This is a genomic window from Glycomyces sp. MUSA5-2 (assembly GCF_037034145.1).
GTDB lineage: Bacteria > Actinomycetota > Actinomycetes > Mycobacteriales > Micromonosporaceae > Glycomyces > Glycomyces artemisiae.
Genome location: NZ_JBAGKG010000013.1, coordinates 1 through 12,432 on the forward strand (window position 1 = coordinate 1; position 12,432 = coordinate 12,432).

Below are 12,432 nucleotides of genomic sequence, written 5' to 3' on the forward strand. Positions count from 1 at the left end.
GAACATACAGGGAAGGCCCCCACCGCAAGGTGGGGGCCTTTTCGTATGCCCTGATTCGGAATTGCGCGATAGGATTCGGGCTGTGAATGAGCTGGCGGTCCGACGTATCGGGGTATTCGGCGGGACGTTCGATCCTCCGCACCTCGGGCATTTGGTGGCGGCCAGTGAAGCCGCATTCGAATGCGGATTGGACGAAGTGGTGTTCGTCCCGGCCGGCGACCCGTGGCAGAAGGCCCACATCAAGGTCACGGATGCGGCTGCGCGGCTTGAGATGACGCGGTTGGCAGTCGATTCCGACCCGATGTTCAGGGTCAGCACCTGCGATATCGATCGCGAGGGCGCGACGTACGCCGTGGACACGGTCGCCGATGTGCGGGCCGAGTACGAGGGCGATGTCGACCTGTTCTTCATCATCGGCGCGGACTCGCTGGAGAACCTGCACACGTGGCACCGGGTCGAGGATCTGGTGAGGTCGGTGAAGTTCATCGCGCTGAACCGTCCGGGGCATTCGCGGCGGGAGGTCGACACGTCGTTCGGGATCCAGGTCGAGTTCATCGACATGCCCGCGGTGGACCTGTCGTCGACGGAGTGCCGGCAGCGGGTGCGGGACGGGCAGCCGGTGCGGTACCTGGTGCCGGATGCCGTGGCGGCGTTCATTGAAGAGCGCGGGCTGTACCGCGGCTGAGGGCTGGGACGCGTCGCACAGCGACCGGCGCGAAACAGGGAGGTCGGCGTCGGACCGCCCGTGTAAAACTAGAGCTGAGCCGGTGGAGCAACCGGTGAAGACTCGTCGACAGGAGCGTTCGTGACCGCAAGCGAAACCGCCAAGACCCTGGCCTTCTCAGCAGCCCAGGCGGCGGCCGACAAGAAGGCCTTCGCCATCAATCTCCGGGACGTCACCTCGAAGATCGCACTCACCGATGTCTTCGTGATCGTCTCGGCCTCGAACGAGCGGCAGGTTCACGCGGTCGTCGACGCGGTCGAGGAGAAGCTCATCAAGGAGCACGACACGCGTCCGCTGCGCCGTGAGGGCAGGGGCGGCGAGCAGTGGGTGCTCCTGGACTACAACCACATCGTGGTGCACGTCTTCCACCAGGAGGCGCGTGACTACTACGGCCTTGACGGGCTCTGGAAGGACTGCCCGGAGATCGAGTTCGTCGACCAGGCCGAGGTGGAGCGGGAGCGCCGCGCCGAGGTGGCCGAGAGCGACGAGGACGAGCGGTGAACCGGCTCCTCGTCGTCCGCCACGGGCAGACCGAGTGGAACATCGCGGGCCGCATCCAGGGGTCCACTGACATCGACCTCGACGAGACGGGGAAGGCGCAGGCGGTCGAGGCCGGTCCTGAGCTGGCCCTGTATGAGCCGGTGCGGATCATCTCGTCGGACCTGCGCCGCGCCGTGGACACGGCCCGGCCGGTGTCCGAGGCGACCGGGGTCGAGATCGAGCTGGACAAGCGGCTCCGGGAGCGCGCGTACGGGCCCTGGGAGGGCCTGACGGGCGCGGAGATCGCGGAGCAGTTCCCCGACGACCACCGGCGGTGGCGCGCGGGGGAGCCGTTGCAGCACCCCGGGATCGAGACATGGGCGGAACTGCATCGGCGCACGTCTGAGGCGGTGCGCGACATCGTCGAGTCGGACGTCGAGGGGACTGCGATGATCGTCTGCCACGGCGGTTCGGCGCGGCAGATCGTCGGCGGCATCCTCGAATGGGACCAGGCGCCCACGAGCTCGCTGTCGGGCCTCGACAACGCGCACTGGGCCGACCTGCGGCGGATGCGGTCGGGGAAGTGGCGCATGTTCGGCTACAACCTGGGCGTTCCGGCTCCGCACACGATCGGCGCGAGCCCGCTCGCGAAGGGCCAGCTGGCCCGGTAGCGGCGGTTTTCCGGGCCGAGTGGTGGACCCGGCCGCCGTCCGGGAATTACGCTTCGGTCGTGGCGCAACCGCGCCGGGACCGGAGACGTCGAACCGTCATGGACACGCGAACTTCACGAACCAGACGAATCGCGAACGCTGCGGGGCTGCTCACCGGCGGGCTCCTGCTGGCCGCGCTCACCGCGTGCGGCGCGGGCGGGAGCGGATCCGGGGACGAGACCTCGGCGACCGCGTCCCCCACCGCGTCGCCTACGGCCGCAACGACTGAGGAGAGCACCGTGCCCGAGGAGACCAGCATCCCCGACCTGGACCCGACCATGGGCGACACGTCGAGGCCCGGGTCCGACTCGGTGACGACCATCTCCGGGACCGTGGAGGCGGGCGTGGAGTCCGGCTGCCTGGTCCTCACGTACGAGGGCACCGTGTACGGGATCTTCGGGAGCTTCGACTCCTCGGTCGTGTACGCGGGCGCCCAGGTCACGCTGCGCGGCACCGTCGACGCGGGCATGATGAGCACCTGCCAGCAGGGCACCCCGTTCGTGGTCCAGGAAGCCGAGACCGCGGATTAGGTAATGTGGCCGGGTGACCGTCGTCGTCGTTACCGACTCCACTTCTGCCCTGCCTGAGGCGCTGCGTGCTTCGCACGAGTGCCTGACGGTGCTCGGCATCCCGGTGCTCATGGGCGGCGACGAGCACCGCGAGGGCGAGGACGTCGGCGGCGAGGCGATCCTCCGCGCGATGCGCGAGGGCCAGACCGTGACCACTTCGGGCCTGCCTCCGGAGGAGCTGCGGGCCACGTACACGCGGCTGCTCGACGAGGGCGCGAGCGGGATCGTCTCGGTGCACCTGTCCGGCAGGCTGTCCGGGACGGTGGCCGCCGCCGAGGCCGCGGCCGCCGGGTTCGGCGGGCGGGTCGCCGTCGTCGACTCGCTCGGCGCGGGCATGGGCGTCGGGTATCCGGCCCTCGCGGCCGTGGAGGCCGCGGAGAAGGGGATGGACCTGCTGACGGCCGCGGCGGCCGCGCAGGCGGCGATCGGGCGGACCACGACGTACTTCTACCTGGACACGCTGGAGTACCTGCGGCGCGGCGGCCGGATCAGTGCGGCGCGCGCGATCGTGGGCACGGCGCTGTCGGTGAAACCCATTCTGGGCGTTGAGGACGGGCGCATCGACGTGGTCGAGAAGGTCCGGACCCCCACGCGCGGTCTGCAGCGCCTCGCGGCGCTCGCCGTCGCGGACGCCGGTGAGGCCGAGGTCGAGATGACCGTGCACCACTTGGGGACCGAGCGGCGGGCCGAGGCGCTCGCCGGGTGGCTCCAGGAGCGCTTCGAGGGCCGGCTGCGGCGCATGGACGTCACCGAGGTCGGTGCCGCGGTCGGCGCCCACTGCGGGCCGGGGCTCGTCGGGGTCATTACGCGTCGGCGTTCCTGACTTACGAGGGTTGTCGGCGGCGCCGGGTAGATTTGAAGTGGGGGGTCCCCCAGTGTCCGATATGCGGAGAACCGCCGTTCATATTGCGGGGCACGACTGCCGGGGATAATGGCTCGGCGGGGCGGCGGTCGTCCACGCCAATCAGGGTTGTCCACAGGTCGCGGTGAGTTATCCACAGGCCGGAAAAATCTCAGTCACGGCCGTAACCTTCGCTCGTTGAGCCGGGTATGGAACGCGACAAGACATCCGAAGACGAGGCCCTCGCCGCGAGGCTCCGCCTGAAACTCCACTCCGTAGACGCCGAGACTTGCAAAGAGACCGTCGACGCCGACAGCGGCGACGCCAGGCCCGAAGCCGTGCCGAAGGCGCCGCCGAAGCGGCGCTTCGAGGACCGGATCGAGCGGCTCCAGCACCGGTTCGGCCTCTCGCACCTGAACCGGTGGGTACTGGCGATCGTCGGGGTCCTCGTCGCCGCAGTGGGGCTCGCAGTGACGATCCTGTCCTGGCCCGAGACGCAGCCCGCCGCGACCGCGCCCACCGTGGTTCCCGAAGCGGCAGAACAGGCTCCGGAGCTGATCGTCGTGTCCGTGGCCGGGGCCGTGAACAAGCCGGGGATCGTCGAGCTCGAAGCCGGGGCGCGGGTCGCTGACGCCATCGAGGCCGCGGGCGGGCTCGCCGACGGCGCCGATCCCGGGTTCCTCAACCTCGCCCGCGTCGTCGCCGACGGGGACCTCGTGGCCGTGCCTGACGCCTCCGCCTCGGGGGTCCCGCCGCCCGGAGCGAGCGGAACCGGCGGCGGCGCAACGGGCCTCGTCAACATCAACGTCGCCAGCGCACAGGAACTCGACGCGCTCAAAGGCATCGGACCGGTCCTCGCCGAGCGGATCATCGAGTACCGGGAGGCGAACGGCAGCTTCCAGTCCGTCGACGAGCTGTCGGAGGTCTCCGGCATCGGGTCGGCGCTACTGGAGCAGCTGCGCGAGCAGGTGACGCTGTGAGCGCCGAGTTCACGCTGCGGCCGCCGCCTTCGGAGGTGGTGCGGCGGGACTGGCGGCTGCCGCTCGTCGCCGCCGGGGTATGGGCGGCCGCGATCGCGGGCCTGTACGGCAGCGCCGTCACCGGTCTGCTCACGGTGGTCGGGTGCATCGTGCTGGCGGCCTTCGGGATCGGCAGGCGCGAAGGGGTCGCGGCGGCGGTTGCGACGGTCGCGTTCGGGGCGGTGCTCGGGGCCGGGGTCACGACCGCGCACGTCGCGGCGCGCGACCATCCCGGGCTCGCCGCGCTCACTGCCGAAGAGGCGCACGGAGAGGCCGAACTCGTGCTGCACACGGTGCCGAAGCCGACATTGAAGCGGCCGGACATGGTCACCGCGACCGCGCGGCTGCGGTCGTTCAGGGCCGATGACGCCGTGGTGGACGGGAACTGGCAGGTGCTGCTGGTCGCGAGCGGCGGCGAGTGGGCCGAGTTGAGCTCCGGGCAGCGGCTCACTGTGCGTGCGGTGCTTCGGGAAGCGGAGCCGGGGCGCCTGACGGCCGCGATCGTGAGCGCCCGCGGACCGCCGGAGCTCGACGGCGAACCGGCACTGCCGCACCGGTTCGCCGCGCATGTGCGCGAACGGCTCGCCGAGGCCGTCGGGGCGGTGCCGCAGCCGGAAGCGGGGCTGATCCCGGCGCTCGCGGTGGGGGACACGTCGCTGATGGACCCCGAACTCGCCGCGGACTTCCGGACGACCGGGCTCGTGCACCTCGTGGTCGTCTCGGGCTACCACCTGAGCCTCCTGGTGGGCGCGGTGCTTGCCATGGCGGTCGCGTGCCGGGCCGGGCCGCGGGCCCGGGTGGTCGCCGGGGCGGTGGCGGCCGGGGTGATCGTGGTCGTCGCGGGGCCGCAGCCGAGCGTGCTGCGGGCCGCGGTGATGGCCGGGATGACGCTGCTGGCACTGGCGGCAGGGCGGCCGCGGGCGGCGATGCCGGCGTTGGCGACCGCGGTGCTGCTGGTGGTGCTCGTGGACCCGGACATGGCCGCGCAGGCGGGGTTCGCGCTGTCGGTGGCCGCATGTGTCGGCTTGCTGCTCTTGGCGTTCCGGTGGGCGAAGCCGCTGGAGCACCGTGGCTGGCCGCAGGGGGTGGCGCTGGCGGCGACGATCCCGGTGGCGACGCAGGTGGCGGTGACGCCGCTGCTCGTCGGCCTCGGCAGCGGGGTGAGCCTGGTGTCGGTGCCGGTGAACCTGCTGGCGGCGCTCGTGGCCGCGCCGGTGGTGGTGCTGTCGGTGGGCGCCGCGGCCGCGGCGGCGGTGTGGGTCCCGGCGGGGGAGATCGCGGCGCAGCTGGCGGCGTTTCCGGCGCGGTGGCTGATCTGGTTGGCGCGCACGGGCGCCGAAGTGCCCGGGGCGCTGCTGCCGGTGCCGGGCGGGCTGTGGTGGGGGGTCGGGTCGGCGCTGGTGCTCGCGCTCATGATCGGGCTGCTGCATGTACGGCGGTTCCGGCGGGCGGTGCTGGCGGTGCTCCTCGCCGCCGGGCTCGGCGCGGTTCCGGCCTGCCTGTTCTCCGGCGGGGCGCCGTCAGGCTGGGTCGTGACGATGTGCGATGTGGGCCAAGGGGACGCGCTGGTCCTCCCGGCGGAGGACGGGGCGATCGTCGTCGACGTCGGGCCCGATCCCGAGCCGGTCGACGCGTGCCTGGAGTCGCTCGGGGTGGACCGGGTGGCGCTGCTGGTGCTGTCGCATTTCCACATCGACCACACGGCCGGGATCGGCGGGGTGATGGACGGCCGCGAGGTGGCCGCGATCCTCGCGCCGCCGCCCGGGGAGGCCCGGTACGGGTACGACCTGGTGGAGGAGCGGGCCGGTGCGGTGCCGGTGCTCGAAGCGGTGCCGGGCGAGGTGTTCGTCTTCGGGGACACGAGATTGGAGGTGCTGGGGCCGCCCGCCGATCCGTTGAGCGGCACGCGGTCGGACCCGAACAACAACTCGGTCGCGCTGCGGGCCGAGGTCGCCGGGACGAGCGTCCTCCTCGCCGGGGACGTGGAGCTGGAAGGGCAGCGGGCGCTGCTCGACCGCCGGGCGGCGCTCGACGTCGACGTGCTGAAGGTGCCGCACCACGGGTCGTCGTTCCAGGTGCCGGAGTTCCTGGAGGCGGCCGATCCGGCGGTGGTGCTCGTCGGGGTCGGGGCGGGCAACGAGTACGGGCATCCGGACCCGGGGCCCTTGGGGCTCTTGGAGGAAGGGGGTGCTCTGGTCTTCCGGACGGACGAGGACGGGCCGATCACGGTGTCGCGTAGCGGCGGCGGCCTGGAAGTGCGGACAGGGGGGTGAGGTGAGGGATCGATTACATAGAGACGCCGTTCGGGTGATTGGGCGGCGGACGCGCCGGGGTGAACCGGGATCTTCCGGCAGGATGCGGGCGCTGCGAGGAAAGCGCCGGACCGGTCGCGGCCCGGGGCGGCCTGGACCGCATGCGAGGATGGTGCGGTGGCTGCACTCGAACCCATCCGACTGATCCTGGGCGACGACGAGTTCCTCGCCGAGCGGGCCGCCGCCGAGTACGTCAAGGCGGTGCGGGCCGAGATGCCCGAGGGGGACCCGGCTCCGGCCGTCAACCGCGTCTCGGGCGCCGACCTCACCGCCGGGGCCCTGACCGAGCTGACGAGCCCGACCCTGTTCGGCGGCGCGGTCGTCGGCGTCGTCGAGTCGGGCCAGGACGTCGACAAGGACGTCATCGCGGCGGTCCTCGCCTACGCGAAGCAGCCCGCGCCGGAGATCTACCTCGCCGTGTGCCACAACGGCGGCAACAAGGGCAAGGCGCTCTCGGAGGGGCTGAAGAAGCTCGACGTGCCGATCGTGCGGGTCTCGAAGATCAAGCGGCAGCCCGACCGGGTCGCGTTCGTGCGCGGGGAGCTGCGGGACGCGGGCGCGTCGCCGCGCTCGGCCTCGGCGGAGATCGCCGACACGATCATCCAGGCGGTCGGGTCGGACCTGCGCGAGCTCGCCTCGGCGTGCGCGCAGCTCGTCGCCGATACGGACGGGAAGATCACCCAGGAGAGCGTCGCGCAGTACTACTCGGGGCGAGCCGAGGTCTCCGGGTTCACGGTCGCCGACGCGACGATCGCCGGGGACGCGGCCGAGGCGCTCGGGGCGCTGCGGTGGGCGATGCAGGTGGGCGTCGACCCGGTGCCGATCGCCGACGCGCTGGCGATGGCGGTGCGGAACCTGTCGCGGGTCGCGTCGGAGCGGGGCGGGGCGGCGCAGCTGGCCGGTCAGCTCGGCATGGCGCCGTGGCAGATCGAGAAGGCGCGCAAGCAGGCCCGGAACTGGACCGCGGACTCGCTCGCTGAGGCGATGCAGGTGTGCGCGCGGCTGAACGGCGAGGTGAAGGGCGGCGCGGACGACCGCGGCTGGGCCCTGGAGCACGCGATCCTCCAGATCACCCGTTTGAGCGTTGCGGGGAGGGGCCGTGTCTGAGTACCGCCACGGACGGGTGAGCCGTCCGCGCAGGCCCTGGTACGCGAAGGCGCTGGGGATCAAGCACCTCTACCTGTCGAACCTGATGTGCGTGCTGCTGTTCGAGGGGACGGTCGGGCTCGCGGTCCTCATGGCGCTGACCGAGCTGGTGACCTGGTGGGTCGTGCTGATCCTGCCGCTCACGGTGGCCGCCATGGTGAAGCTCAACGACGTGGTCGCGGGGGCGCTGAGCCGGCACGGCTGAGCGGGCGGCCGCGGCGTTCGGCGGGCACGGCGAGAGGCTTCGGGGGTCGGATTTCGTCGCCCCCGGTTTCAATAGTGCCCGAGGGGCGCGACAGGAATGCCGAAGGCCCGGGGGCTGGGCCCCCGGGCCTTTGAAGCTTTTTGTGCTGTCTGCGGTGTCGCGGGTTAGGCGGCGGCGGAGAGCTTGTTGAAGGAGGCGGCGAGCTTGGACTTGCGCTGCGCGGCCTGGTTCTTGTGGATGACGCCCTTGGTCGCGGCCTTGTCGAGCTCGCGGCTCGCGGCGCGGAGGTGGCCCTGGGCGGCCTCGACGTCGCCAGCGGCAGACGCCTCACGGAACTTCCGGACGGACGTCTTCAGCGACGACTTCACAGACTTGTTGCGGATACGGCGCTTCTCGTTCGTGAGAATGCGCTTTTCCTTGGACTTGATGTTCGCCACGCGTGAAGCCTCAGTTTCGTGATTGCTTGGTTCCTTAATTGATCGCGTCGGAGGCAGAGGGCACTCCGGAGCGCCTGTCAACGTTACCAGGACCCGAGCAACACGCACGCCCTGGGAGCATGACCGCGAGCCAGGTTACACCAGGTCGCAGGGCTCGGCCGAGCTGAGGCCCCGGGCTGTCGCGCACATTACCCCCGCGCGGTCACACGCGCGCGCCGCGGGCGCGCAGCGCGGGGAGGACCACCTCGTCGACGATGCTCTCGATCGCCTCCCGCGGCACGGCCCCGTAGATGATGAACTCGTTGCGCACCAAGTCGATCGGGAGTCGCCGCAGTCGTTCCGTGAGGTGCTCCTCGGCCAGTTCGCCGCGGGCGATCGCGCGCGTGTACACGGCCCGGTCCAGGAGGTTCGTCAGCTCGCTCACGAGCGAGCCGACGAGGATCTTGCGGACCTCGGGGTCGGCGCTGACGTCGGTGAGCATGCCGAGCATCGCGGTCTGGCCGACCAGGCGCATGCGGCGGTGCGCGACGGTGACCAGCGCGACGATGTCGCCGCGGATGGACCCGGTGTCGGGGACCGTCTCGGCGCGCGGCAGGCGGCTCGCGACGCACGCGATGAGGAGCTGCACCCGGTTCGGCCAGCGCCGGTACACCACCGGCTTGCTCGTCCCGGCCCGCTTCGCGACGCCTTCCATGGTGAATCCGCCGTAGCCGGCGTCGCGGAGCTCCTCGAACGCGGCGTCGAGGATCGCCTGCTCCAGTTCCGCGCCGCGGCGCCTGGACGCTCCCTTGCGGTCCAACCCGTCCCCCCTAGATACCGATCGTTTCTTATGTTAGCTTGCGGCTAGCAAGATACGGAACGTATCTTACGAAAGGACACCGCCATGGAAACCACCCCCGAGCGCACCTCGATCGGACGCGTGATCGGGCTCAGCGCCGGTCTCGCCCTCATCGTCGGCGCCGTCACGCTCGCCTTCGCCTGGCCCTCCGCGGGCATGGGCCCCCACGAGGTCCCGATCGCCGTGGTCGGCCCCGAGGAGGCCGCCGCGCAGGTCCAGGACCAGCTCGACCAGGCCGAGCCCGACGGGTTCGACGTCACGGCCGCGGCCGACGCCGCCGAGGCCGAGCGGCTCATCGAGGACCGCGAGGTCTACGCGGCCCTCCAGATCGCCCCCGACGGGGTCACCGCCTACACCGCCTCGGCCGCCTCACCCACGGTCGCGCGGCTCGTCACCGGCATCGCCGACCAGATCGCCGCCCAGATGGGCCAGGCGGCCGGCCAGACCGTGGAGGTCACGGTCGAGGACCTGGTCCCGCTGCCCGCCGACGACCCGAACGGCGCCGGGCTCGCCGCCTCGGGCCTGCCGCTCGCCGCGGGCGGCATCATCATCGCCGCGCTCATCGGCTCGGCCGTGCGCGGCTCGGGCCGCCAGGCCGCGGCCGCGATCCTCGGACCGCTCGCGATCGGCGCGGGCGTGGCCGCGATCCTGCTGTACGTCCTGGAGTCCATCGAGGGCGACTACCTGCCGATCGCCGGGGCGATCAGTCTCGCGGCGGCCGCGACGGGCTGGTTCATCCTCGGGCTGCGCAAGCTCCTGGGGACGGCCGGGATCGCGGTCGGCGCGGTCGTCGTCATGCTCCTGGGCAACCCGGTCTCGGGTCTGACCAGCGCCCCTGAGCTGCTGCCCGCCCCGTGGGGCGAGGCCGGCCAGTACCTGACGCCGGGTGCGGGCGCGACGCTGCTGCGCTCGACCGCGTACTTCGACGGCGCCGGGGCGCAGACGGCGCTGCTCGTCCTCGCGGCCTGGCTCGCGGCCGGAGTGGTGTTCTTCACCATCGGGGCCGTGCGCAGCCGCGTCAAGGCCGTCGAGAGCCCGGAGCGGGAGCCCGCGGCCGCGGCCGCCTGACCCGGCCTGCGCCACCAGGAGACCGGAGGCCGTTCCCGCGACGTGGCGGGGACGGCCTTTCGCGCTGGGTGTGCGGGGGCACCGGGGCCCGTAAGGCAGAATTGTCAAGCCCGCCCCTTACACGACCGAGCCGTGATCATGAACGGCCCGACGGCGGGGAGCGGCGGCGCCTGCCCGCCGCAGTCCGTGCAGCCGAGAGGGAAGGTCAACGTGACCAACGCGCCAGGTTCGACCGCGCCGGAGTCGATCCGGAACTTCTGCATCATCGCGCACATCGACCACGGGAAGTCCACCCTGGCCGACCGCATGCTGCAGATCACCGAGGTCGTCGACGCCCGCCAGATGCGCGCGCAGTACCTCGACCGGATGGACATCGAGCGCGAGCGCGGCATCACCGTGAAGTCCCAGGCCGTGCGCATGCCCTGGACGGCCCGCTCCGGCGAGGCCGAGGGGCAGGGGTTCGTGCTCAACATGATCGACACCCCCGGGCACGTGGACTTCACGTACGAGGTGTCCCGCTCGCTCGCCGCCTGCGAGGGCGCGATCCTCCTGGTCGACGCCGCGCAGGGCATCGAGGCGCAGACCCTCGCGAACCTGTACCTGGCGATGAGCAACGACCTCACGATCATCCCGGTGCTCAACAAGATCGACCTGCCCTCGGCCGACCCGGACCGGTACGCCGAGGAGATCGCGAACCTCATCGGCTGCGAGCCCGAGGACGTCTTCCGCGTCTCCGGCAAGACCGGCGCGGGCGTCGCCGAGCTCCTCGACGCGGTCGTCGCGCAGGTCCCGGCACCCGTCGGCGACCCGGACGCGCCCGCGCGCGCGATGATCTTCGACTCCGTCTACGACGTCTACCGCGGCGTCGTCACCTACATCCGCGTGGTCGACGGGAAGCTCAACGCCCGCGACCGCATCCGCATGATGTCGACCCGCGCCGACCACGAGCTGCTGGAGATCGGCGTCATCAGCCCCGAGCCGGTGGTCTCCAAAGCCCTGAGCGTCGGCGAGGTCGGGTACCTCATCACCGGCGTGAAGGACGTGCGGCAGTCGAAGGTCGGCGACACCGTCACGCTCAACAAGAACCCCGCGACGGAGGCCCTGCCCGGCTACACCGAGGCCAAGCCGATGGTCTACTCCGGGCTCTACCCGATCGACGGCTCCGACTACGGGAACCTCCGCGAGGCCCTCGACAAGCTCCAGCTCAACGACGCCGCGCTCCAGTACGAGCCCGAGACGTCGGCCGCGCTCGGCTTCGGCTTCCGCGTGGGCTTCCTGGGCCTGCTGCACCTGGAGATCATCCAGGAGCGCCTGGAGCGCGAGTTCAACCTCGACCTGATCTCGACGGCCCCGAACGTGGTCTACCAGGTCGTGAAGGAGGACGGCGAGGAGGTCGAGGTCACCAACCCCTCGGAGTTCCCCGAAGGGAAGATCTACTCGATCACCGAGCCGGTCGCCAAGGCCACCATCCTGACCCCGAAGGAGTACATCGGGCAGGTCATGGAGCTGTGCCAGACGAAGCGCGGCGTCCAGATCGGCATGGACTACCTGTCGACCGACCGCGTGGAGATCCGGTACACGCTGCCGCTCGCGGAGATCGTCTTCGACTTCTTCGACCAGCTCAAGTCCCGCACCAAGGGCTACGCGTCGCTCGACTACGACATCGAGGGCTCGCAGGAGTCCGACCTCGTCAAGGTCGACATCCTCCTCCAGGGCGAGAAGGTCGACGCGTTCGCCGCGATCGTCCACAAGGACCAGGCCTACTCGTACGGGGTGCGCCTGTCGGAGCGGCTCAAGAAGCTCATCCCGCGCCAGCAGTTCGAGGTGCCGATCCAGGCGGCGATCGGCTCGCGGATCATCGCCCGCGAGACGATCCGCGCGCTGCGCAAGGACGTGCTCGCGAAGTGCTACGGCGGCGACATCTCCCGCAAGCGCAAGCTCCTGGAGAAGCAGAAGGAGGGCAAGAAGCGGATGAAGAACATCGGCCGCGTCGAGGTCCCCCAGGAGGCGTTCATCGCCGCGCTGCGCACCGACGAGGACTAGGAACGAAGCGACGAGGCGGCCGCCCCCTGTGCCGGGGGCG

The 12,432-nt window shown here is 71.3% G+C and carries 13 protein-coding genes; 11 read left to right on the top strand and 2 right to left on the bottom strand.

All coding sequences use genetic code 11. The features are described from left to right. The first annotated feature begins 91 nt into the window (after positions 1-91). The 9 genes from nadD to WA640_RS26345 all read left to right on the top strand — a co-directional run bounded on the left by nadD (position 92) and on the right by WA640_RS26345 (position 8,006). A complete protein-coding gene (gene nadD, locus WA640_RS26305) occupies positions 92-685 on the top strand; it encodes a nicotinate-nucleotide adenylyltransferase (RefSeq protein ID WP_342761229.1) in 594 nt (197 codons plus the stop codon). Between the two features lie 120 nt (positions 686-805). Beyond that, complete coding sequence (gene rsfS, locus WA640_RS26310; RefSeq protein WP_106365133.1) at positions 806-1,225, top strand: ribosome silencing factor; 420 nt, start codon at positions 806-808, stop codon at positions 1,223-1,225. Beyond that, a complete protein-coding gene (locus tag WA640_RS26315; protein ID WP_335991829.1) occupies positions 1,222-1,875 on the top strand; it encodes a histidine phosphatase family protein in 654 nt (217 codons plus the stop codon). The genes rsfS and WA640_RS26315 overlap by 4 nt, the downstream gene beginning before the upstream one ends. 98 nt (positions 1,876-1,973) lie before the next feature. Next, positions 1,974-2,444 carry a hypothetical protein gene (locus WA640_RS26320; protein ID WP_335991830.1) on the top strand — a complete coding sequence of 157 codons (471 nt, stop codon included), beginning with the start codon at positions 1,974-1,976 and terminating at the stop codon, positions 2,442-2,444. Between the two features lie 13 nt (positions 2,445-2,457). After that, entirely contained in the window at positions 2,458-3,306 is an 849-nt protein-coding gene (locus WA640_RS26325) for a DegV family protein (protein ID WP_335991831.1), read from the top strand. Between the two features lie 227 nt (positions 3,307-3,533). Then, positions 3,534-4,304: a helix-hairpin-helix domain-containing protein gene (locus WA640_RS26330; RefSeq protein WP_335991833.1), complete on the top strand. Its 771-nt coding sequence runs from the start codon at positions 3,534-3,536 to the stop codon at positions 4,302-4,304. Beyond that, complete coding sequence (locus WA640_RS26335) at positions 4,301-6,616, top strand: ComEC/Rec2 family competence protein (protein WP_335991834.1); 2,316 nt, start codon at positions 4,301-4,303, stop codon at positions 6,614-6,616. Before WA640_RS26330 ends, WA640_RS26335 begins: the two co-directional genes overlap by 4 nt. A 156-nt stretch (positions 6,617-6,772) precedes the next feature. Beyond that, positions 6,773-7,762 carry a DNA polymerase III subunit delta gene (gene holA, locus WA640_RS26340; RefSeq protein WP_335991835.1) on the top strand — a complete coding sequence of 330 codons (990 nt, stop codon included), beginning with the start codon at positions 6,773-6,775 and terminating at the stop codon, positions 7,760-7,762. Further along, on the top strand, positions 7,755-8,006 hold the full coding sequence (locus tag WA640_RS26345) for a hypothetical protein (RefSeq protein ID WP_146148144.1): 252 nt from the start codon (positions 7,755-7,757) through the stop codon (positions 8,004-8,006). The genes holA and WA640_RS26345 overlap by 8 nt, the downstream gene beginning before the upstream one ends. 164 nt (positions 8,007-8,170) lie before the next feature. On the opposite strand, the gene rpsT is transcribed toward WA640_RS26345, so the two are convergent. Both rpsT and WA640_RS26355 read right to left on the bottom strand, forming a co-directional pair. Further along, the gene (gene rpsT / locus WA640_RS26350; protein ID WP_106365125.1) at positions 8,171-8,443 is read right to left on the bottom strand and encodes a 30S ribosomal protein S20; all 273 of its coding nucleotides are present in this window, start codon (positions 8,441-8,443) and stop codon (positions 8,171-8,173) included. A gap of 202 nt (positions 8,444-8,645) precedes the next feature. Then, the gene (locus WA640_RS26355; protein ID WP_335991836.1) at positions 8,646-9,242 is read right to left on the bottom strand and encodes a TetR/AcrR family transcriptional regulator; all 597 of its coding nucleotides are present in this window, start codon (positions 9,240-9,242) and stop codon (positions 8,646-8,648) included. Between the two features lie 84 nt (positions 9,243-9,326). Between WA640_RS26355 and WA640_RS26360 the strand changes: the two genes are divergently transcribed. Both WA640_RS26360 and lepA read left to right on the top strand, forming a co-directional pair. Next, a complete protein-coding gene (locus WA640_RS26360; RefSeq protein WP_335991838.1) occupies positions 9,327-10,349 on the top strand; it encodes a hypothetical protein in 1,023 nt (340 codons plus the stop codon). A gap of 210 nt (positions 10,350-10,559) precedes the next feature. Next, on the top strand, positions 10,560-12,392 hold the full coding sequence (gene lepA, locus WA640_RS26365) for a translation elongation factor 4 (RefSeq protein WP_335991839.1): 1,833 nt from the start codon (positions 10,560-10,562) through the stop codon (positions 12,390-12,392). Positions 12,393-12,432 lie beyond the last annotated feature (40 nt).

Coding starts and splice junctions, on each gene's coding strand:
- WA640_RS26320 (WP_335991830.1), top strand. CDS start 1,974: ATGGACACGCGAACTTCACGAACCAGACGAATCGCGAACGCTGCGGGG.
- WA640_RS26330 (WP_335991833.1), top strand. CDS start 3,534: ATGGAACGCGACAAGACATCCGAAGACGAGGCCCTCGCCGCGAGGCTC.
- WA640_RS26360 (WP_335991838.1), top strand. CDS start 9,327: ATGGAAACCACCCCCGAGCGCACCTCGATCGGACGCGTGATCGGGCTC.